The following is a 23,573-nucleotide window of genomic DNA, read 5'->3' as shown; positions in this document are numbered from 1 at the left end:
GTAATTTCGTATGAACAGATTAGTAAAAGAGGATAAATAAGTATGTGAAGTAAAAAGCCTCCTGTCTAGAAGGCTTTGAACGTTTTAAAAAAGTGAATTATTGTAAAGCTGTATCAGATTGGTTAGCCTTATTTGTTTTGGGTAGTGGTAAGAAATACCCAATAATGACACAAAATAGACCGTAAACAATAAAGGATATAATACCAGGCAGAGCCCCAAGATGCTGCCTGTCAATAAATAGCAGCTTACATAAAGCCATGCCGAATAGTACAGCCCCGATAATCCAAATCGATTTATTCGATTTTTTAGCGCCATACATCCAAAATGCAATTGCTAAAACACTCCAGTAAAGTGTTAATGTGGCTTGTATTTGAGAACGCTTAAACATATCAATAGATAACCAGTGAATATCCTCTATTAGTAACCAATGATAAGTCATTCGAATGAGAACTATTTGTATGAACAAAAATATGGCAACACCTGCTATTGAGTAAAAAGAGGCTGTCATTGTTTTTGTAAGCTTATCATCCATTCCTTTTGGATAAATAATATGCATCATAAAGTATCTTAGTGACAAGAGTAGTCCTACACCTAGGGCGAGTTGCGGTAATTCAACTGGATTTAATAGTGGTATCCAAACTAATGGGTCGTTCACTCCTTCCGAATACAATCTAGCATAAAAACAGATTGCTGCAATTCCTGCCCAAATTATAAGTAATGAGGTGTGCATGAGTTTTGGAGGTAGAAAAGCTTTTAACTTCTCTTTAGTGGTTAACAGCACTAAGTAGTAGCCCATGAAAGCAATAGGGAGCAAGATAAACGCAATTAACCATTCATCGTTTACTAATGTGAGTAAATCAATTAGTACAATCATAGCTCGGTAGAATACGAAGCTGATAATTAAAACAAATAATGTTTGGTTAAGGCCATGAGAAATGTTATGCCATTTTTGTTTATTTGGTAAAACCATTGATGAATATTTAGAGCGTAAAATAATCAAGTAACCCAAACCAAGCGGCACTAAAATAAAATTAATTAATGTTAATTTACTTGGCAGGCTATCTGACGAACTTTGATCGAGTATGTCAAATTGTACAAACAAGGTATAAATTGAATATCCAAATAAGCTCCAAAATGTAAAGCTAGTGAGAGAGTATGCATTTTTAATACTTGGCCAATACTTCACAGTCAATATATACAGTACGATCGTCAGAGAGGTAAATATCAAAGCCATTATCTCAACTGAATGTACCACAGGAAGTTTATATTGAACTAGTGCTGTTACCGAGCATAATCCTAAAATAAAGGCCATCGAACTATATATATTAAAAATGACGTGACTCAATTGTGAGGGGGGAGTCTGGGTGCTGAGTGTAATGCGCTGTTTGTTAATAGCATGGAGGCTAATTGCCATACCTAATGCTAATGAAAAAGTGAGTAAATAGTCAGTTAAAGAACGTTTTTCAATGATAGAGAAGCTTGCTAATGTTGTGAGTGTAAACGATTCAAAAATTAACATCATCGCAATACTATGTAACACCAACCCTAGAACAATAAGAATGTTCTTAATGGTTTTAGGGAGTGCTTTTGCTGCAATATAGTAAAGCATCACGCCTTCAGCAATAAATAAAATGCCAGATATGTCTTTACTAAATGCAATTGGTACCGCTATGGTCGCTAAGCCTAATGCTAACCAATAGTAGATTTTTCCTTGTTCTTTATGCTCGGGTTGTTTGAGTTGAACATAACCCAATGCGAATTGAATAGCAGCAATTAACCAAATGATAGAGGCGAGTAGTAATTGTGGATCAATATTTTCTAAGGGAAGTCCCATTTGGAATAGGCGATGTTCCCAAATAACGACAATTCCAGGGGTGATAAGCATTAACAGATAACTGTGAATCGCAACCCAATTGACTTTTTTATCTTCAAATAATAAGTTTAGAGGTATTCTTTTACTGTAAATAATTGGAATGATTGTAAAAAATAAGAAAAATAAGGCTATGAAAAATTGTATGATAATGAAGTTATCGGTAATGTAGTTATAGTGTGCCCAAAGTGAAGCAACCACGGCATTAAATAGATAGCCTATTGTATTAAGCAAGGGCCATGACCTAAATACCGCCATAATCACAACAGCAACATTGATTAGGGCATAGTAACTAAATAGGCCAATAAAATTATTTGATCCTGTTGAGAGCCAAAGTGGCGCTGAATAGGCGGCACAAATGGCGAATGCAACAAGCACTAACGCATTTTGTTTCAATGACATCAGGATGGATGCGGCTAGAATTAATACTGTTAAGCCAAATGCTATTTCAACTGACATGACTTCATATAAGCGCGATGCGGCAAAGACTACAAGCAATAATACCCCAACAGAGCCTCCTTGAAGGGCGAGTCCAAACACAGGTTTAGATAACCGAGTGCGCCATCCCATAAATAGACCCGCAACACCAACAGCGCCAACACCTGCTAATCTAGCTGAAATAGATATATCGAGAATGCCTGTTTGAATCAAGTAGCGTAATAAAGCCCCAATACCAATTAAAAAAATAAGGATACCAATATTAACAGGCCAATTACCTGCAAAAAACCAATTCTTAACGCGATCAAATTGAGTTTTAAACCATGTAGGATGCTGTAATTGTGTTTCTTGATTTTGCGGCTGGCTGAGTGATTCTGCTTTTAAAGCTTCTGACTCTTCGGGATTAATATGCCATTCATTCTGATAGAGTATCTCCGCTTCGTCAGCAAGAGTGCTTTGTATTGATTGCTTCTCTAGTTTCGTTTCTTGATGGCTAAATGAATTATTTTCTGAAACTAGGGTAGCGTTATCTAAGCTCATCGCTTGCGAATGAAGTATCTGTTCTCCCTCATTAGCAAGATTATTCACTTGTATAGGTTCGATTTCTTTATTATCCAGATGCTTATTAGTATCTATTTCTTGTTCTTGGGTTAGTGATGTATTTGAATCAGCTGAATTAACAGGATCTATTGTGATAGGCTCAGATTCGATGGCAGTAGAGATTATTTCTGATTCGGAAATTTCAATAGAATCTTGCTGTTGTGCTGCTATTGATTCAGATGTAGGATGTTTTGTTAGTAAAGAGATGATTTCACTTTTGAGTAGCTGGATTTCAATTCTTAGTTGTCTGATTTGATATGAGTGTTGTTCTGACATATTTCGTATAACGAGATATAACACAAATACAGCGCAGGATATTGCAATTATAATTGTCGGTATATAACCAAACATAGATGCCCCTTGTGAATCAATTTATCTTGAGATAATTTTTTCCTGATTAAATATAGGAACATCCATGTTCAAAATTCAATCGGTCATTAAGTGTTTTTATTAAATCGTCTACGCATCCAGACAGTCACTGTAACGAAAAAAGCTGCCCACAAACCAACACCAATATAACGACGAATGGAATAGGTACTAGTTTCAGGTGTCGCTTGGTTAATTGTGACGATGTTAGGGAACATACTGAACATATTCAGACGCCAGCCATATGATGTGATGACCACTAACTCTTTATTTTGTTCAAAAGCTTTTGCTCTTGCCTGCACATCAGCAGAATTAAATTTGAAGTAAAATGGGAACCAAAGTCCAGTGTCTTCATTACGAAATACACGCTCTTTAATCGGGCCAGTGGGGTCATCCCAGTTTCGGTTTGTACTAATGTAATACACATCTCTAACTTGTCCATCAGCAGGATTACGGCTTGTGACAAGCCCATCACTATCAACTCGTTTGACTTCGGTCCCGACAATCAAGGCTAATTCTCTTTGGGGCAAGTAAAAATCTAACCATAAGAAGCTTATAAATGCTAAAAATGCGACTAAACTATAGGCAATACGTTTTAATATCATAATTATTCCTTTAAAAATTCACAATTCGGGTTGTGAATGATTATACTGTGCAAACAATATTTAGTCATGTAAATCTGTATAATGTCTTTTCTTGGTCAAATGTCAGGTAGGATAGTAAATCAGTTTTGCTGCCTAACATGATTTTGCCTTTATGCATACAAGAGAGTTGCAATAGACTCAACTCTAAGATCTCGATTATTAATCGTATGAAAAAAACACATATAGAATCTATGGAAAAATTATCAATAAAAGAAGCACGCAGTCAAGGTGAACCAGTTGAAGTATCACTTTTTGATACTAAGAGGACACATTCAGAAAAGATACTTAAAGCAGAAGCACGTTATCAGGTTATCTCTTGGGGACACTGGTTTACACTCTTTAATATTCTATTATGCTTTTTGTTGGCAAGTAGGTATTTATTGATTATGGATTGGCCTAATACTTTGGGGGGGCGGCTCTATGCTTTCGTGAGTTTATTGGGACATTTTAGTTTTTTAGTTTTTATTGTTTACTTAGTGCTGTTATTTCCTCTTAGTTTTGTCTTAAGAAATGCAAAAACATTGAGAATCATTGCTGTTTCTATTGCAACGATAGGACTGACTCTAATGCTAGTCGATCAGCAAGTTTTCTCAAGTGTTAATTTGCATATCAATCCTTTAGTATGGTCGTTAATGATAGAACCAAGCTACAATGTTTCAACACATGAATGGCAACGTTTTTTTGCCTTTATGCCAATTATTTTTTTAGTGCAATTACTCTTTGCTAATTGGAGCTGGTTGAAGTTAAGGAGTTTACAAAGACAAAGTTGGGTGAAATGGTTAAGTGTCATATTTGTGATGTCCTTTATGGCAACTCACCTTATTTTTGCTTGGGCCGATGCAAGTTTTTATCGACCAATTACTATGCAAAAAGTCAACTATCCATTTGCATATCCTATGACTGCAAGAACTTTCTTAGAGCAATATGGTTTATTAGATCATGATAGTTATGAAGCTCGATTAGCGAAAGAGGGAGATCCAACCGTCAGATCGGTTACTTATCCATTAACTAAACTGACTCTAGCCGAACACAGCTCAAATTATAATATTGCTCTAATTGTTTTAGATGAACTTACTCCTGAAATGATAGAGTTAAACCCTAATTTGAATCGATTTTCAAAAACAGCGATTTCTTTTAACGAACATATGAGTGATACTCAACCACTATTTAGTTTAGAATATGGGATATCACCAATATTTAAACAAGCAATAATACAGCAAAACATCCCCTCAATTTTTTATGATGCCCTAAAACAACGACAATATAGTATTAGCCGCTATTTATTGTCTGATACCAATCATCCTAATGAATTACTACCGGGAGTAGAATATTTTATCCAACCTAATGCTGAAACCTTGACCCAAACTGTATTAAGTCAGCTTAATATCTGGCAAGATACACCAAATCAAATTGCAAAGCCTTGGTTTATATCTATCAAGTTAGAGCAGGCTCATAAAATAAGTCGGCAACGTGCGCTGGATGTAATTATTCCTGCATTACAAAATGCCAATGGCCATACATTAATTATCGTGACAAGTATGCAAAGTGGACATAATGACAACTCTGTTATGCCTAATAAAGTCCCGCTATTTATTCAGTGGCCTGAATTAGCCCTTGACGCGCCAGTGGATAAAATAACCACCAATCAAGATATTTTAAGAACCTTAGCACAAAGAGTACTTAAAGTAACTAATTTACCAAGCGATTATTCTCAGGGTGAAGACATTTTCTATCCGCATAGGATTAATTCATGGTGGGTAGATGGAATAGAGAAAAAAATTATCATTCATACGTCTGAGTCAAGCATCACTCTTAGTCCAAAAAGAGCGGATATTATTGATAGGCGCAGTCCAGAAAGCTTAGTTGAATTATCAATAGGAAGTGAAGAAGTTATCCTCAATGCCGTTGATAATGAGCAGAGTCAGTTTAAAAGGCAGCAGCTTGGAATAATCATTCAAGCTTTATTTGATATTCAGAGATTTTGGCAAAATTAGGTGTCTAATAAGTTGAGGAAAAGCATGGAACAAGATGAGATTCAAAAAAGTAAGTCTACTTTTCATAGTTCTGAAACCAGTACAATTTCAACGTTTTTGCTTGCGACATTTTTAATAGGTGTGACTGGTGCACTTCAATTTCCGGTTATGAGTGTATTTCTAAAAGATCATGTTTCTTTGCCTAAAGTTAACCCTTTTTTTATTGGAGAGGCGGAGTCTGTTTCTGAGTTTTGGATTGGTGCATTTTTCTTTTTAAATGCCTTTTTTGGTATCATTATTGCCCAGTTTATAGGTACAGTTTCCGATAAAGCTGGAGACAGAAAGAGAATTATTATCCTTGGATGTATATTTGCGTTTTTACAATGCATTTTATTTGCTTTTAGTCGTGAATATTGGACATTGTTAATTTTAGGGATTGTTTTAGCGAGTATTGGAGGAACGGTCCATGCTCAATTATTTGCTATGGCAAGAGAGTTTACAGTCAAAAGAGGTAAATCGTCTGATTTATTCACCTCAACTATGAGAGCGGGTATTTCGCTAGCATGGGTACTAGGACCTCCTGTCGCTTTTTTTATGATCTATAACTATAGCTTTACCTCTCTTTATTTGGTATCTGCAATAGGTATTTTAATTCCTCTAGTATTGATATATCTATATTTACCTAATAGCCCAGTTGTTCATGTTAAGAAAAAGCCAGAGGCTTCAGAAAAGGTTGACATGAATCTCACCATATTGCTATTGATGACTGCGTGTACTTTACTTTCGTCAGCTAACGGTATGTATCTGATTACCATACCACTCTATGTTATAGAAACGCTAGCGTTATCAGAAAATTTACCCGGTATTATGATGGGGTTCGTTGCAGGGGTTGAGATTCCATTTATTATATTAGTTGGACTCATTTCTAATAAAATGTCTAAAAGAACTATTTTAATAGGTTGTGCAGTTTGTGCTGTTATTTTTTATGCTTTGATTATATTAGCGACTGAGCCTTGGCATTTAATTGCTTCACAGCTATTTAATGCTATATTTATTGGATTACTTGCAAGTATTGGCATTATTTATTTTCAGGAATTAATGCCAAATCAAGCAGGTAGTGCAACCACTTTATTTATGAATGCAGGCCGATTAGGATCTTTGTTAAGTGGTGCTGCTTTCGCTGTCATTGTACAATTCTGGGGATATATGGGGATTTTTTATGCAGCTGGTGTTTTTTCGTTAATCGCACTAGTTTGTTTATGTCTAATCAAACACGGTTCTTCTAACGTGAAGCAGACAGCATAAATGTTTGGTTGCGCCTTGCATCCTTACTTAATAACATGGGGATGTAAGGATTAAGGGGCGATAGCGTTTTAATTTGGAATATATTGACTCTTTACATAGACTTTTAACATTTGAGTATGTAGGCTTGTTACCAGTGCACGCAAAACATTAGCGAGTTCAACAGACGTTGATAACTTATTTAAATATCCCCTTCCTAATTGGACGTTCAACTAAAAGATAGAGGTCAAACTCTTGCTTGGCCAGTTATCCTGCACCATTCTTCTTTTTCAATAATAGGGTCAAGTATGATTTCATCTGCATAAGCTGAAGCTACTGATTCTGCTTGACTTGCTAATATACCTGAGAGGCAAATCGAACCATTGCTACCTACAAGTGCTTTAATATTCGGTGCAAGTTCTTTTAAAGGGCCTGCGAGTATATTGGCAAGAATAAAATCGGCCTTGAGGTTATTAGGCGCATCTTTTGCTAGGTAAAGAGTTAATTTATTCGCGACATGGTTGCGATTTGCATTTTCAAGACTTGCAGTAATGGCCTGTGGATCAATATCAATACCTATTGCAGATTTAGCCCCTAATTTAAGTGCCGCAATTGCTAAGATACCTGAGCCACAACCAAAATCGATTACAGTCTTACCTGTTAGATCTTGACCATCAAGCCACTGTAAACATAATGAAGTTGTTGGATGCGTCCCTGTTCCAAATGCAAGGCCTGGGTCAAGGAGGACATTAACTGCTTTTGGATCAGGAACCTCACGCCAGCTAGGGCATATCCAAAGACGTTGTCCAAACTGCATTGGGTGGAAATTATCCATCCAAGCTCGTTCCCAATCTTTATCCTCTATTTGTTCTATTTTGTATTCAAAATCTTTACCTAAAATAGACATGTGCTGAAGTTGTTTTATCAATTTTTGCATATCATGCTCAGCATCAAATAATCCAATGATATCTGTATCATGCCAAAGTAAAGTTTCGCCAGGTAAAGGCTCATAAACTGGATTGTCATGTGTATCTTGGAAAGTGACTGAGACAGCACCAAATCCAATTAAGGCTTCACTTAAGCGCTCAGCATGTTTATCTAAAGCGGGTATTTTAATTTGTATCCAGGCCATCGTTTTACACTCAAAAAAAAGCCCTCATAAATGTTTTGAGGGCAAATATTATAGACATATACTCAAATATTAAGATAACCCAATAGCTGACACTAGTTGAATATCTTAATATTCATAAGTAGTTATTCACTCATACCGAGCTTTTTCTCAAGATAGTGAATATTAGTTCCACCTGCTTGGAAATTCTCATCTGCCATGATTTTTTGCTGTAAAGGAATATTTGTTTTAATACCATCAACAATAAGTTCATTGAGTGCATTACGCATTCTAGCAATAGCAACTTCACGAGTGTCCCCAAAAGTGATGAGTTTCCCCACCATTGAATCGTAATACGGTGGAACACTATAACCTGCGTAAATATGCGATTCCCAGCGAATTCCCATTCCACCAGGCGCATGGAAACGGGTGATTTTTCCTGGGCTTGGTAAAAAAGTTTCAGGATCTTCAGCATTGATACGGCATTCAATTGCATGTCCATGAATTTTGATATCTTTTTGCGAGATCGAAAGAGGAAGGCCTGCTGCGATACGAAGTTGTTCTTTAATAAGATCAACCCCTGTAATCATTTCTGTAACAGGGTGCTCAACTTGAATACGTGTATTCATTTCAATGAAATAAAATTCGCCATTTTCAAATAAAAATTCGAATGTACCCGCACCACGATACCCAATTTCAATACAGGCATTTGTACAGCGTTCACCAATTCGTTTACGGTCTTCATCAGTAATTCCAGGAGCTGGTGCTTCTTCAACTACTTTTTGGTGACGACGTTGCATTGAGCAATCTCTCTCACCTAAATAAACCGCATTACCTTGACCATCTGCAATAATTTGTATTTCAACATGACGTGGGTTTTCTAGGAATTTTTCCATATAGACCATATCATTATTAAAAGCTGCTTTAGCTTCGGCTTTTGTCATGTTAATGGATTCTTCAAGCTCTTCTTCAGAGCGAACTACTCGCATACCACGACCACCGCCACCACCAGATGCTTTCACAATAATAGGGTAACCAATTTGACGAGCTAATTTTCGGTTATGATCCATATCGTCACCAAGAGGACCATCTGATCCTGGAACACAAGGCACACCTGCTTTTTTCATTGCACTAATTGCAGAGACTTTATCACCCATCAACCTAATAGTTTCTGCTTTAGGACCAATAAAAATAAAACCAGAGTGTTCTACTTGTTCAGCAAAGTCAGCATTTTCGGCTAAAAAACCGTAACCTGGATGAATAGCGTTAGCACCAGTTACTTCAGCTGCAGAAATAATTGCAGGGATATTCAAATAGCTTTTTGTAGATTGAGCAGGCCCAATACAGAGCGTCTCATCAGCAAGTAAAACATGTTTCAAATCACGATCAGCAGTAGAATGAACCGCAACTGTTTTAATGCCTAGCTCTTTACATGCTCGCAAAATACGCAGTGCAATTTCACCACGGTTTGCGATAAGTACTTTATTTAACATACAAACCTCATTTCATGTATAACAGTAGGGTTTATTCAATCACAATCATGGGTTGGTCAAATTCAACAGCTTGGCCATTTTCAACTAATATTGCTGTTACTGTACCCGCTTTATCAGCTTCAATTTGATTCATCATTTTCATAGCTTCAACGATACAGATTGTATCACCTACATTAACTTTCTGTCCGACTTCTACAAAAGACTTAGATTCAGGACTAGGTGAACGGTAGAATGTTCCTACCATTGGAGAACGCACAGTATGACCCGAGATAGCAGCAGGAGCTTCAGCTGCCATGCTTGTAGCAGGTGCAACGGCTGAATTTAGATTTTGCTGAGCTGGAGCAGGTTGGATATAAGTCTGCTGCATTGCCGGCATCATTGTCATTTGGTTAGGAGCTTGACGTGAAATACGAACTGAATCTTCTCCCTCAGTAATTTCAATTTCAGAAACACCTGAGTTTTCAAGTAATTCAATTAGTTTTTTTATTTTAGAAATATCCATAAAATGTAACTCTCTCTTGTTAAAATGTTATTCTGGTTGATCCCTTAAGGAGCGACCATAACGGGTTAATATTTTTGTGATTATAAATGTGTAGTAGGTTACCGTGAAAGATGGGTTAACTGATGAAATGCGAAGTCTAATGCATATTCATACCCTTTAGCGCCAAGCCCACAGATTACACCATCAGCAATATCAGATAGATAGGAGTGGTGTCGAAAAGGTTCTCTTGCATGAATGTTAGACAAATGCACTTCTACAAAAGGAATGTTGACTGATAAGATTGCATCCCTTAGCGCGACACTTGTATGCGTGAAGGCGGCTGGATTAATAATAATGTAATCCACTGATTGATAGCATTGATGAATTTTATCAATTAAAAGATGCTCAGCATTACTTTGAAAATCTTCTATCTCGATACCTAAACTAGATGCTTTTGATTTTAAAACAGCAACAATGTCTTTTAATGTTAAAGAACCATACTTAGCAGGCTCTCGGATACCAAGCATATTTAGGTTCGGTCCATTAAGTACGAGTATTTTGAAGTGTGTTTGCATAATCAAGTTATCAGTTAGTCAATAATCAATTCAATAGCCCTAGGGCCTAGCAATTGGATATTTGTTGTCTCTAATTATTGGTTTCTAGGTTATCTGGATTTTAAGATTCTTTAGTAACATTTTATAAACGCCAATCTCAAACTCGAAAAATAGCGTGAATAGCAAGATTTGTCATCTATTTCTTCACTATATTACTCAAATTTGCGAAAAATAGCACATTTTTAATCATTTCTTAAATAGTATAACAGCTCGAATGATAAAAACGGATACAAATTATCGCAATTTGCTCTATAAATATGGCCGTAAGTATAAAAAACGACTTATTTGACTAATTGTTATACGCTTGAATGTTTTTTTAAAAAATAACTTTGACAATACACGAATATGGCGATATGATTTGCGCCGTTTTCGGGAGTTCCTCTGTAGCTCAGTTGGTTAGAGCGACGGACTGTTAATCCGCAGGTCGCTGGTTCAAATCCAGCCAGGGGAGCCAAACTGAAAATTGCATTTGTAGTTCCTCTGTAGCTCAGTTGGTTAGAGCGACGGACTGTTAATCCGCAGGTCGCTGGTTCAAATCCAGCCAGGGGAGCCATTAATTAAAACAAATTCATAGAATTATCCCTTCATAATTATTTTCATCAAGATTTAAGCTTACCCAACAAAAAATAAAATAAATCCCATTTCATAAATCGTTATATGATATTTTTAAAATTACATTCTAGAGTAAAGCGCTATTATTGATTTTAAAGTTTTTAATGTTGAACTTGGAAAGTCACTTAATCCAATTATTCACTTTGATTTTATTTTTAATTCCTAAGCCAGAGAGAAGTTAATCCTATACTATATGTGCCTTGTGCGGTACCTATAAAAATAAATTCAGGCAACCAGTGTTTTTGGTTGCCTGAATTTAAGGGATTTAAGATAGGTTGATTAAGGATAATAATTTATCTGTAGCTGTTTTCATTAACTGGATATCACCTCTGCTTTCAACATTTAATCTTAGTAGTGGCTCAGTATTTGATTCTCGTAAGTTAAATCTCCAAGCCTCAAACTCTATACTTAATCCATCAGTATGATCTATTTTGATTGCTTTTTCTTTGAAATGTTCTTCAATCTGTTCTAGTATTAATTTAGGATTCTTAACTGTTTGATTGATTTCTCCAGATGACGGGTATAAGTTAATCCTTTCCTCGACAAGATGTGATAAAGAACCTGTCGTTTTACTTAATAAGCCAACAACTAACAGCCAAGGTATCATTCCGCTATCGCAATATCCAAAATCCCGAAAATAGTGATGGGCGCTCATCTCCCCACCGTAGACAGCATTTTCTTTTCTCATAATATCTTTTAAGAATGCATGCCCAGTCTTTGATTCAATAGCAATGCCATGGTAAGATTCACAGATATCTTTTGTATTCCAATAGAGCCTTGGGTCATGAATGATTTTTTCTTTTGATTGGGAATTTAATAAGAAGTATTGAGCTAGTAAACCTACGATATAATATCCTTCAATAAACTGTCCATTTTCATCAAATAAAAAACATCTATCAAAATCACCATCCCACGCTACACCAAAATCTGCTTTATGCTCGATAATTGCTTTTGAAGTTGGCGCTCTATTTTCAACTAAAAGTGGATTAGGTATGCCATTAGGGAAACTGCTATCAGGTTCATTATGTATTTTAATGAGTTCAATAGGTATATTCTTCGAACTGAGCTCAGCTTCTAGAGCATCAACTACGGGGCCAGCTGCACCATTGCCTGCATTAACCACAATTCTAAGTGGTTTAATACTAGTAAGGTCTAAATATGATAAAATATGCGTAATATAGTCTTTTTTATTTGTGGATTGTGTAATAGAGGGTTCATATGATGTTGGGAGCTCGATTGATGAGATCATAGCTTTGATATCTAGCAGGCCATTATCGTTGCTTAATGGATGTGAATTTTTTAATACAATTTTCAATCCGTTGTAATTAATTGGGTTGTGGCTTGCGGTGACTTGAATCCCACCATCAGTTTGAAGATGACGGGTGGCAAAGTAGATTTCCTCTGTACCTGTCATACCTAAATCAATTGCATGTGACCCTGCTTTGTTTAAACCTCTAATAAGAGCCTTTTTAAATAGTTCACTAGTTGCACGAGCATCTCCTCCGACTACAACATTTTTAGTTCTAAATTGAGTGGCAAAGGCAAAGCCAATTTTTTCTATCAAAAGTTCATCAAGCTCAATTCCTATTTTTCCACGAATGTCATATGACTTGAAGCAGCTAAGTTTGTCCATCTTATCCTCTTATATTTACTTGAATATGCTTTTTAAACTTTACTAAAGTTGTTAATGTATTGAGTTGACAGTTTTTAAGTTAATTTGCGTATCTATTTTATAATCTTATCTTACCCATAAAATATCTTGAGGTAGTTACTTTTAAATATATATTGTCAAAGTTTTTGATTGTTAAGAATATGCGATTTTTGCTATTCTAATTAAATTAGATAAATTTGTTGGTTCCTAAAGTTACCCTATCAATTAATTTTAGAACTGTTCTTATATGTAATTGTTCTGCATTTTACCCATATCTTCATATAATAGCATAATTACAGGTATTAATAGCCTTTCTCGGTAAGTGTTATTCTTCGATTATACTTTTCTAAATTAAGTAACTTAACGTCTATTTGTTTTATTCCTACGGCTGAGATAGCATTGACTTTAATCATAAATATTTTATAGGTTGAAATCTCTTTAAATTTTCTAATATTGTTAACTGTAAAATATGACTGCACTCACAAAATTTCAAAAAAAAGTTGTTTCTTGCTACTTTTTGCTTCATTCTACACTTCTATAGCGAAACGTTTCGATAAAGGAGAGGAAAATGAAAAAAGGACCCTTGCTAAATGCGCAATTGTCTCATGAAATCGCACTACTTGGACATACTGATAGGATTGTGATAGCCGATGCTGGACTACCTATTCCCCAAGGTGTGACACGTATTGACTTGGCACTCACACAAAATGTGCCTGGATTTATCCAAACACTCTCGATTATTCTTGCTGAAATGGTCGTTGAAAGAGTGACTCTTGCCAATGAGCTTAGGCATATGAACCCTAATTTATTTGAAGAGGTTGAGACTTTAATTATAAAAACCGGAATAGATACCAATCAAGAAATTGAAATCGAATATTGTTCACATGATCATTTTAAACATGAAGTTATGCAAAGTGGTTGTGTTGTCCGAACTGGTGAGTGTTCTCCTTTTGCCAACATCATATTACATGCAGGTGTAACTTTTTGAGGGCTCTATGCAAACACTATTAGCAATAAAAAATGTTCATAAAGCGTTTATAGGAATTAAAGCCTTATCTAATGTAAGTTTGAATGTGTATGAAGGTAAGGTCATGGCATTAGTAGGAGAAAATGGCGCAGGTAAATCGACTTTAATGAAAATCTTGACAGGCATATATCAAAAAGATCAAGGTGAAATAACCTACTCGGGGCAGCCTGTTGTATTTAAGGGACCTAGAGATTCACAACAAGCAGGAATCGGTATCATTCACCAAGAGCTGAATTTGATACCTGAATTGTCAATTGCAGAGAATATTTTTCTTGGTCGTGAATTTACTAATGCCTTCGGTAAAATTAATTGGACTAAAATGTATGAAGAGGCAGATAAATTATTAAATAGATTAAACCTTGACTATAACAGTAAAACTAAAATTGCTGCCTTGTCTATAGGTGAACAGCAAATGGTTGAAATTGCGAAAGTACTTAGTCATGAATCAAAGGTTATCATTATGGATGAACCAACAGATGCATTAACCGATACTGAGACTCAGTCTCTTTTCAAAGTCGTGCGCGAATTGATATCTGAGGGGAGGGGGATTATTTATATTTCTCATCGTATGCAAGAAATTTTCGAGATATGTGATGATGTGACTATATTACGAGATGGTCAGTTTGTTGCAGAATATTCTGTTGAGGAATTAAATGAAGATCAGTTAATTGAAATGATGGTTGGTCGAAAATTAGAAGAACAATATCCTAATGTTGTAAGCAATTTTGGTGAAACCATTTTAAGTGTCCGCAATATCAAAGGACCTGGAGTTAAGTCTGCATCATTTGACTTAAAACGAGGTGAAATTTTAGGCGTGTCAGGATTAATGGGGGCAGGTAGAACTGAGCTCATGAAGTTATTGTATGGTGCAACTATTAAAACTGCAGGGGAAATTTTTTTAGAGGATAAATCGGTTCATTTTACCTCGCCAAACGAAGGTTTAAAGGCTGGAATTGTTTATATCTCGGAGGATAGAAAAAGAGATGGGCTGATTCTTGGTATGTCAGTGAAAGATAATATGACATTGACCGCTTTGAAATATTTCAGTCATCCTATTGGCCAAATTAAACATGAAATCGAAAAAATAGCCGTGTCTGATTTTATAACACTATTTAACATTAAAACTCCTACCAGTAGTCAAATTATTGGCCATCTTTCTGGGGGAAATCAACAAAAAGTGGCTATTGCAAGAGGCTTGATGACTAAGCCTAAGATTTTAATTTTAGATGAGCCGACGAGAGGTGTTGATGTTGGGGCAAAAAAAGAAATTTATCAATTGATAAATCAATTTAAATTAGAAGGGCTAAGCATCATCTTGATCTCTTCTGATATGCCTGAAGTGCTCGGTATGAGTGATAGGATACTGGTAATTCATGAAGGCAGGATTTCATTAGATTGTGAAAGAAAATCCGTTACCCAAGAGAAAATTATGGCCGCAGCTGTTGGTAAATTGCACTAACATTATCAGAGAGAAGGTAAAATATGATACAAACAACCCTTAATCCGCACCGTTTTTTTTCAAAAGAAACGCTGCTTGCTCAAAAATCATTAATTGCATTATTGGTTTTAGTTGCTGTGGTTGCATTTTTAAATCCAAATTTTTTTACAATTAATAACTTCTTAAATATTTTACAGCAAACATCAGTCAATGCCATTTTAGCTGTTGGCATGACTCTTGTGATTTTAACAGCAGGTATTGATCTATCAGTTGGCGCGTTACTTGCACTAACAGGTGCAGTTGCTGCTTCTATGATTGGTAAGGATTTAAATCTATTTGTAGCTATTACCCTCACATTAGGGTTAGGTGCTGTAGTTGGTGCGATGACAGGAACTATTGTGGCAAAAGGAAAAGTGCAAGCATTTATTGCTACTTTGGTTATGATGTTATTTTTAAAAGGTGTTACTCAGGTTTTTACCGGTGGGAGTTCAATTAATATAGGGTTTAGTCCTATAGCTGAAAATTTTTCATTGATAAGTTTAGGCCGTCCTCTTGGAATTCCTAGCCCAATTTGGATTATGTTTGGTGTTTTTATGAGTGCTTGGTATTTATTAAAACAGACTCGTTTTGGGCGATATATTTACGCTGTAGGTGGTAATGAATCTGCCGCACGACTATCAGGTATTAATGTTGATTTAATTAAAATAAGTGTCTATGCAATTTGTGGTGCATTAGCTGCATTGGCGAGTTTAGTCGAAGTTGCAAGACTTTCTTCTGCACAAAGTAATGCAGGCTTAGGGTACGAATTAGATGCGATAGCTGCTGTTGTACTTGGGGGAACTAGTCTTGCCGGTGGAAGAGGGTTTATTATTGGTACTTTAATTGGTGCCTTAATTTTAGGTGTTTTAAATAATGGGTTGAATGTGCTCAATGTATCCCCGTATTTTCAGATGATTGTTAAAGCAATTGTTATTTTGTTAGCGGTACTTGTAGATAATAAAGCAGCAAAATGATTAGCTTTTTCTAGAGCTTATTAATTAAATACTTGGTAATTCTATTGAAAGTTGATGGTTATCCGGAAGTGAAATTTATCATTCCCTGGATTCGTATAAAAATGTTGTTATGCCCTAAATGTGCATGTTGCACACTGTTATCCAAGCTAAAAGAGGAATAAATTATGATTAAGCGTTCAAAATTAGCATTATCTGTTCTCGCTGTTTCTTTGGTGTTTAGTGCTCAATCGATGGCTAAAGACAAAATAGCCTTAGTTGTATCGACATTAAATAATCCTTTTTTTGTCGCGATGAAAGATGGAGCGCAAAAAGAAGCAGATAGCTTAGGTTATGAATTAGTAGTATTAGATTCACAAAATAACCCCGCAAAAGAATTGGCTAACGTTGAAGATTTGATGATTCAAAAACCCCAAATAGTGTTGATTAATCCAACAGATTCAGACGCAGTTGGTAATGCAGTTAAAATTGCTAATCAAGCTAACATCCCTGTTATTACACTAGATAGAGCAGCTGCGCAGGGTTCTGTTATCAGCCATATTGCTTCTGATAATATAGCTGGTGGGAAAATGGCAGGGGATTTTATCACTGAACAAGTAGGCAAAGAGGTTAAAGTAATTCAGTTAGAAGGAATTACAGGTACATCAGCAGCGCGAGAACGTGGTGAGGGCTTTAGACAATCGCATGACGCAAATGGTTTTAATCTAATAGCCTCTCAGCCAGCTGACTTTGATAGAACAAAAGGATTGAATGTGATGCAAAATCTTTTAACTGCCCATCCTGATGTTAAAGCAGTCTTTGCTCAAAATGATGAGATGGCGTTAGGTGCATTAAGAGCAGTGCAAACGGCAGGAGTAGATGACGTTTTAATTGTTGGATTTGATGGAACAGAGGACGGGATTAATGCAGTTAAAGGAGGCAAGCTTGCTGCAACAATAGCGCAAAAACCAGAAGAAATTGGTGCAGTTGGCGTTAAAACTGCTGATAGAGTTTTAAAAGGCGAGACTGTTGAAGCATCTATTCCAGTAGAATTGGAATTGATTGTTAAATAAAAGAGTTTAGATTGGATTTTTGCCCCTATTTCATTCTCAATGAATAATTGAATGTGGGGCGTTTGTTATAGGCAGTACTTTCAAGTTTTACCTTATGAATATTGTTTAAATAAGGCTCATGTTAATTAACATACATTTGTAACGCTGTCCTAAATTATCACCATTTTCTTGTAGAGTAATGGATATGAAAAAGAAACTTGTTGTGCTTGGTAGTATTAATGTCGACCATATTATTCATCTAAAAACGTTGCCAAAACCTGGTGAAACGTTGATGGGAGAAGAATATTTGTTGGCTTATGGTGGAAAAGGTGCAAATCAAGCTGTTGCTGCAGGACGATTTAATGCAAATGTTTCTTTTTTAGGGGCTGTTGGGCAAGATACAATTGGCCAAGAGATACTAAAACAATTTATAAAAGATGGGATTGATACACAGTGGATTAAAATGGTTGAAACTAAAAATACCGGTGTAGCAATGATTTTTGTCGATGAACAAGCGGAAAATGTGATAGCTATTTACCCTGGCGCTAATACAGAAGTTGATGAACAGTATATTGAATCATGCAGAAGTGTTTTAGAAAGTGCAAACTATCTTTTAATGCAGTTAGAAATACCTTTAGATGCGATCATCAAAGCGGCATCGGTTGCGAAACAAAACCATGCAAAAGTGATTTTAAATCCAGCCCCAGCCAGATATTTACCGCCAGCACTTCTCTCTAATATCGATATTATCACGCCTAATGAAACTGAAGCATTTGTTTTAACAGGTGTTGAAGTTATTGATGAAACTAGCGCAGCGGCTGCAAGCTCTGTGCTTCATGAATATGGTATTGAGACTGTTCTAATTACATTGGGAAGTCGAGGGGTATGGCAAAGTGTGAATAAAATAGGCAGATTAGTGCCCGCATTTAAAGTTAAGGCGATTGATACCATTGCCGCAGGTGATACATTTAATGGGGTTTTTGTTACTGAATTGTTAAATGATAAAACGCCTGAACAAGCTATTATCACTGCGCATGCAGCAGCTGCACTTACTGTTATGAGAAAAGGCGCACAGCCAGCTATTCCGTGGAAATATGAGATTGAGCAGTTTTTAAATGAACAATGTGTCTAGGATATATAATAAGCTGATTAGTATTTTAAATACACTTGTTATTAATGAATTGACTTTAATCGAATGGTTATAATTTGTGAGAGAAACAGCAATGGCTACGATGAAGGATGTTGCTAAATTAGCGAAAGTTTCAACTTCAACAGTGTCACATGTCATAAATCAAAATAGATTTGTTAGTGATTCAGTAGCCAAGCGAGTCTTGCAAGCAATTGAAACACTGAATTATGCGCCGTCAGCCCTAGCGCGTAGCCTTAAAATGAAACAAACCAAAACGATTGGAATGTTAGTGACTGCGAGTAGTAACCCTTTTTATGCAGAAGTTGTGACGGGGGTTGAACAAAGTTGTTATGAAAGAGGCTACAGCTTAGTACTTTGTAATACAGCTGAAAATACCCAGCGTTTTAATCATAACTTAGCAATGTTGATGCAAAAGAGAGTTGATGGTCTTATCATTATGTGTACTGAAGGTTTGCAGCCACCAGAAGATTTACTTAATCGATACCCAAGCATCCCTATAGTAATGATGGACTGGTCTCCTTTTAGTTCAAAACATGATGTCATACAAGATAATTCTTTATTAGGTGGCACGCTTGCATGCCAACATTTAATCGATATGGGGCATACCCGTATCGCTTGCATAGCAGGTCCGCTAGATAAGGCTACTGCAAAACAGCGTTTAGCTGGCTTTCGGCTAGCAATGAGTGAGGTAAAATTAGATATCATAGAGGGTTATGAACAATTTTGTAAATTTGAATTCGAAGGTGGTTTATTTGCTATGCAAACCCTTTTAAGGTTACCTATTAGGCCAACGGCAGTCTTTGCAGGTAACGATGCGATTGCATTAGGTGCATATCAAGCCATATTTCGAGCCCAGCTTTCTATTCCTAATGATATTTCTATTATTGGCTATGACGATATAGCCTTGTGTGAATATTTAACCCCACCTTTGACAACCATTCATCAGCCTAAAGATGCATTAGGAGAACTTGCTGTTGATGCACTCTTGCATCGTATCACACATCCTGATCGTAAAGGTCAGATATTATCTCTTACACCGGAGTTAATCGAGCGCCAATCTGTATACCCTCTCATTTAAATGCAAACATTTTTACATGGTGAGTTCTTTTAAATTTCAATAATGATAACACTCTATGATAAATCGTCGTCAATTAGATGAAAATTCCATCTAGAGTGCGATCTATGCACGGTTTAATTTTCTTTGGATGCGTTAACATGATGTTAATACAAAAATAATAATATGCTAATGTTTCATGCTTGCTATTTTAGCTATTTTTCAACAAAGATTAGGGAACATCATGAAAATCATTTTGGTGGAAGATAATTTAGATCTAGGTGAGGCTATAGAAAGTCGTTTGAGGTTTGCCGGCCATAGTGTGGATTGGTGCCAATCTGGATTAGAAGCAAGCCTGCATTTAGCCAATGAGATATGCGATATTTTAATTTTAGATATTAATTTACCAGGTAAAGATGGATTTGCCGTTTTAAAAGAGTTTAGAGCTTCAGGAAAAACCTCACCTGTTTTAGTCATCACCGCACGCTCAGAAATCGAAGATAAAGTCAGTTTATTAGATATTGGTGCAGATGATTATTTGGTCAAACCATTTGACTTAAGAGAACTTGATGCAAGATTACGAGCGCTCTGTCGCCGTCAGGCAGTCACAAAGACAGCTGAGTTATCATTGGGCAATGTTATTATTGATCAGGCAGCTAGAACACTCAAAATTAACGATAGCTTAATTGATATTAGCAAACGTGAGTTTCGGCTGCTTGAGATTTTGAGTACTAAGATTGGTCAGGTCATTGTAAGGGAACGATTGATGTCTCAGCTTTTTAACTTAGATGAGGATGTATCCTTTAATGCCTTAGAATTACACATTTCTAGATTGCGTAAAAAATTAGAACCTGCAGATATTACGATTGTAACAGTACGAGGTGTAGGGTATGCCGCTAGGTTTAAATAATCAATCTGATAGTCATGTTTCAATCACAAAACGGCTAATGGGTTTGTCTATGATTATTTTCATAGCTGCTTTAGTTGGTCTTACCTATTTTGTTAATCAATATGCTAAGCGCGCTGCAGATAGCGCTTATGATAAGCTATTAATTGCATCTGCGTTAACGATTGCAGGTGCAATACAGATAGAAAAAGGCAAAGTTACAGTAGAGTTACCACTTGCCGCATTCGACATGTTAACTGAAACTGAGCGGGTATTTTATAGTATCCGTGATGATAGAGGGGAGTTAATAACAGGGTATGATAAAATTGATATTGGATTACCTTTAATGCTCGAGAATACGCCACAGTTTGTTGATGCTGTCTATCATGATGATAAGATTAGAATCATTAGTTTAGGTCATTTAATTTCAAGTAGTGATCATAATAAGTGGATTACAATCAGAGTTGCAGAAACTACTGATGCAAGAGAAATTTTAAAACAGACATTATTTAAACAAACAGTAATCCCAATGGGATGCTTAATGTTAATTGGGCTTGTATTAATTTCAATAGGCCTAAAATATTCTCTCTCTCCTTTAATGCAATTAGAAAAAGAACTCCTGACAAGGCAACCTGATTCATTAGAACCACTTATTTCTCAAGTTCCAAAAGAAATTCAGAGTCTTGTATTGACCTTAAATCAATTTATTGCGCGTTTAGCTGATGCGATGAAAGTGCTTACAAATATGGTTGGGGATACTGCTCATCAACTCAAAACCCCACTTGCCTCAATTAGTGCACAAGCTGAGGTGGCATTATTAGAAACAGATTATGACAAGCAACAAGCACGCTTGATTAAAATCTACCATAATGCAAATCATGCAAGTCAATTGGTTCATCAAATTTTGATGGATACGACAGTATCGCATAGATTAGAAAATAGAATTTTAGAACCGCTTACTTTAGATAAAATCATTGAAGAAATTTATTTGCAAATATCCCCTGATGATCAATTTAGAATTCATTACGAATTAATAATAGAAACAGAGATAGGTGTATTCATAAGTGATAGAATTGCACTTAGAGAAATGATAGCCAATTTATTACAAAATGCCTTGATTTATAGTCCAGATCAGGTTGAATTAACGATGAGGTTGAATTCAAATGGCAGCCTCGATATCAATGTGTCTGATAGAGGCCCAGGTATTGCTGACAGTCTTAAAAAAACTGTTTTTCAGCGTTTTGTTCGTGGTCATGAGGATCTTCATGTTACGGGATCAGGGTTGGGATTGTCGATTGTGTTAAAAGTTGTTCAAGCGCATTTAGGACAAATAGAGTTACTAGATAGAGAGGGTGGGGGGCTTGTAGTCAGTGTTAAGTTACCAGTTCATTTTTCTTATCAAGCGTATTTATCCCAGAGTAAAACGTTAGATAGAAAAGAAAAGTTACTTCCCTATTCTTCTATAATGAGGTCTTTTATTGGGGTATTTTTGGCAGGATTATTTACCTTCACGCCTTACTCTGAGGCAAATTTAGCAAGTGAGTCCCTTATTTATGCTAAATCATTAGGCTTAAGCCAAACAATATATGAATTAAGAGCAAAATCTAACATTGTAGAGAGTCAATCTCACGAAAAATCTCGGCAATTAGTCATTGCAGGCACGACAGATGAACCAATATTCGCTCATTTTATCCGCGGGTATTTAGAGCGCTATCCGACACTATCTATTCGTTATATTGAAATGTCGACACAGGCGCTTTATGAGGGAGTTAAGAATAACGAAATAGTACCTAAAGCTGATATCATTATTAGCTCAGCTGCTGATCTTCAATTGAAATTAGCTAATGACGGTTTTGCACAGCGCTATCACTCACCTTATTTGGAATACTTACCGAAAGGAACTCATTGGCGCTCTGAGCTGTTTGGTTTTTCATTAGAGCCTATCGTGATAGTCTATAATCAAAAATTGATTGAAGAGAAAAGAGTGCCTAAAACACATTTGGCACTTATTGAAATGTTAGAGCAAAAAACGCTCAATCGGCAAAGTAACTGGCTAGTTTCATTACCTGCAGAAATGCAGGCCTATTTTACACCACAAAAACGGACAGATTTAACCTTAAACACGTTACTGAATGATGATTTGGAGTTAGGTGAAAATGGGCTAAAGATACCTCTGACCTTATCTAAGCAATATCTCAAAGTCAGTACCTATGATATTGAAAAAAGTGGTGTGGGATATTTAATTGCAACACAAGATGCGATCATTTCAAGCGATTTTTGGCGTTTAGCCAATGCATTAGATAGTCCTGATGTACTCCTTCAAGATAATAGCTCTCAGATATTGAATGATTTATCAGAAGGTAAAATAGCACTAGCCTATAATGTGCTAGGGGCATATGCCTATGCCAAATCGATTGACCATCCGAATTTAAAAGTTATTTTGCCTCAAGATTATGTGCTTGTATTACCTAGAACCGCTATGATTGCAAAGGATGCCTCAAATCTTAATGAGGCTAAACAGTTTATTGATTTCTTATTGTCTGATGAAGGCCAAAGTATTGCTGCAACCTATCCTGGATTAGGGGCTATGAGACCACATATGAAAGGCCAGTGGACACCTGAATCAATTCATAGTAATACTCAAGGAGTAATAAAATTTTTAGAGCTTAAACCGACCTTGTTAGTTGGGCTTGATGATTACAAAAAAACAAAATTTGTTAAAAACTGGTTGAGCCTCGTCACAAAATAATGATTTAGAGGGGTAGAAATATGTTTTGACAGGACTTTGACAGGTTTGAGGCCTAGTCTGCTTAGTATCAGGATTTTAGTAGAGTTAAACTGTTTCT

17 protein-coding genes and 2 tRNA genes are annotated in these 23,573 nt (G+C 36.1%); 12 read left to right on the top strand and 7 right to left on the bottom strand.

Annotation, left to right across the window (positions count from 1 at the left end; translation table 11 throughout):
* Positions 1-97 precede the first annotated feature (97 nt).
* Together BMW37_RS04725 and BMW37_RS04720 are read right to left on the bottom strand one after the other, a co-directional pair.
* Entirely contained in the window at positions 98-3,259 is a 3,162-nt protein-coding gene (locus BMW37_RS04725) for a DUF2339 domain-containing protein (protein ID WP_093318204.1), read from the bottom strand.
* An 86-nt stretch (positions 3,260-3,345) separates the two neighbouring features.
* Positions 3,346-3,879, bottom strand: a complete 534-nt coding sequence (locus BMW37_RS04720) for a DUF1523 family protein (RefSeq protein WP_093318203.1) — start codon at positions 3,877-3,879, stop codon at positions 3,346-3,348.
* Between the two features lie 206 nt (positions 3,880-4,085).
* On the opposite strand from BMW37_RS04720, the gene BMW37_RS04715 reads away from it, so the two are divergent.
* Positions 4,086-5,912: a DUF3413 domain-containing protein gene (locus BMW37_RS04715; RefSeq protein WP_177168579.1), complete on the top strand. Its 1,827-nt coding sequence runs from the start codon at positions 4,086-4,088 to the stop codon at positions 5,910-5,912.
* Positions 5,913-5,936: 24 nt separating this feature from the next.
* Entirely contained in the window at positions 5,937-7,196 is a 1,260-nt protein-coding gene (locus BMW37_RS04710) for a sugar efflux transporter (protein ID WP_093318200.1), read from the top strand.
* Between the two features lie 223 nt (positions 7,197-7,419).
* Here BMW37_RS04710 and prmA read toward each other — a convergent pair whose 3' ends face one another.
* The 4 genes from prmA to aroQ form a co-directional block, all read right to left on the bottom strand.
* The gene (prmA, locus tag BMW37_RS04705) at positions 7,420-8,304 is read right to left on the bottom strand and encodes a 50S ribosomal protein L11 methyltransferase (RefSeq protein WP_093318198.1); all 885 of its coding nucleotides are present in this window, start codon (positions 8,302-8,304) and stop codon (positions 7,420-7,422) included.
* A 122-nt stretch (positions 8,305-8,426) separates the two neighbouring features.
* Positions 8,427-9,773 (bottom strand): acetyl-CoA carboxylase biotin carboxylase subunit, encoded by a 1,347-nt coding sequence (gene accC / locus BMW37_RS04700; protein ID WP_093318197.1) that lies wholly within the window; start codon positions 9,771-9,773, stop codon positions 8,427-8,429.
* A gap of 31 nt (positions 9,774-9,804) precedes the next feature.
* On the bottom strand, positions 9,805-10,275 hold the full coding sequence (gene accB / locus BMW37_RS04695) for an acetyl-CoA carboxylase biotin carboxyl carrier protein (protein ID WP_093318196.1): 471 nt from the start codon (positions 10,273-10,275) through the stop codon (positions 9,805-9,807).
* Between the two features lie 98 nt (positions 10,276-10,373).
* Positions 10,374-10,829 (bottom strand): type II 3-dehydroquinate dehydratase, encoded by a 456-nt coding sequence (aroQ, locus tag BMW37_RS04690; protein WP_093318195.1) that lies wholly within the window; start codon positions 10,827-10,829, stop codon positions 10,374-10,376.
* 416 nt (positions 10,830-11,245) lie between these two features.
* On the opposite strand from aroQ, the gene BMW37_RS04685 reads away from it, so the two are divergent.
* Both BMW37_RS04685 and BMW37_RS04680 read left to right on the top strand, forming a co-directional pair.
* Positions 11,246-11,322: transfer RNA gene (locus BMW37_RS04685), tRNA-Asn, on the top strand.
* A 22-nt stretch (positions 11,323-11,344) separates the two neighbouring features.
* A tRNA-Asn gene (locus tag BMW37_RS04680) sits at positions 11,345-11,421 on the top strand.
* 324 nt (positions 11,422-11,745) lie between these two features.
* On the opposite strand, the gene BMW37_RS04675 is transcribed toward BMW37_RS04680, so the two are convergent.
* Positions 11,746-13,113 (bottom strand): phosphohexomutase domain-containing protein, encoded by a 1,368-nt coding sequence (locus tag BMW37_RS04675; protein WP_093318194.1) that lies wholly within the window; start codon positions 13,111-13,113, stop codon positions 11,746-11,748.
* A gap of 586 nt (positions 13,114-13,699) precedes the next feature.
* Between BMW37_RS04675 and rbsD the strand changes: the two genes are divergently transcribed.
* From rbsD to BMW37_RS04635, 8 genes are all read left to right on the top strand, one after another.
* On the top strand, positions 13,700-14,119 hold the full coding sequence (gene rbsD, locus BMW37_RS04670) for a D-ribose pyranase (protein ID WP_093318193.1): 420 nt from the start codon (positions 13,700-13,702) through the stop codon (positions 14,117-14,119).
* Between the two features lie 7 nt (positions 14,120-14,126).
* Positions 14,127-15,617, top strand: coding sequence for a ribose ABC transporter ATP-binding protein RbsA (rbsA, locus tag BMW37_RS04665; protein WP_093318182.1), 1,491 nt, complete (start codon positions 14,127-14,129; stop codon positions 15,615-15,617).
* 23 nt (positions 15,618-15,640) lie between these two features.
* On the top strand, positions 15,641-16,609 hold the full coding sequence (gene rbsC, locus BMW37_RS04660; RefSeq protein WP_093318180.1) for a ribose ABC transporter permease: 969 nt from the start codon (positions 15,641-15,643) through the stop codon (positions 16,607-16,609).
* Between the two features lie 164 nt (positions 16,610-16,773).
* Positions 16,774-17,658, top strand: a complete 885-nt coding sequence (rbsB, locus tag BMW37_RS04655) for a ribose ABC transporter substrate-binding protein RbsB (RefSeq protein ID WP_245711024.1) — start codon at positions 16,774-16,776, stop codon at positions 17,656-17,658.
* A 184-nt stretch (positions 17,659-17,842) separates the two neighbouring features.
* Positions 17,843-18,769 (top strand): ribokinase, encoded by a 927-nt coding sequence (gene rbsK / locus BMW37_RS04650; RefSeq protein ID WP_093318178.1) that lies wholly within the window; start codon positions 17,843-17,845, stop codon positions 18,767-18,769.
* A gap of 91 nt (positions 18,770-18,860) precedes the next feature.
* Entirely contained in the window at positions 18,861-19,865 is a 1,005-nt protein-coding gene (rbsR, locus tag BMW37_RS04645) for a ribose operon transcriptional repressor RbsR (RefSeq protein ID WP_093318230.1), read from the top strand.
* Between the two features lie 220 nt (positions 19,866-20,085).
* Positions 20,086-20,751 carry a response regulator transcription factor gene (locus tag BMW37_RS04640; RefSeq protein ID WP_093318229.1) on the top strand — a complete coding sequence of 222 codons (666 nt, stop codon included), beginning with the start codon at positions 20,086-20,088 and terminating at the stop codon, positions 20,749-20,751.
* Positions 20,732-23,476 carry a sensor histidine kinase gene (locus tag BMW37_RS04635; RefSeq protein WP_093318176.1) on the top strand — a complete coding sequence of 915 codons (2,745 nt, stop codon included), beginning with the start codon at positions 20,732-20,734 and terminating at the stop codon, positions 23,474-23,476. Before BMW37_RS04640 ends, BMW37_RS04635 begins: the two co-directional genes overlap by 20 nt.
* Positions 23,477-23,573 lie beyond the last annotated feature (97 nt).

This window comes from Thorsellia anophelis DSM 18579, from assembly GCF_900111395.1.
Taxonomy (GTDB): Bacteria; Pseudomonadota; Gammaproteobacteria; order Enterobacterales; family Thorselliaceae; genus Thorsellia; species Thorsellia anophelis.
This window is presented reverse-complemented; position numbering and strand designations above follow the sequence as displayed.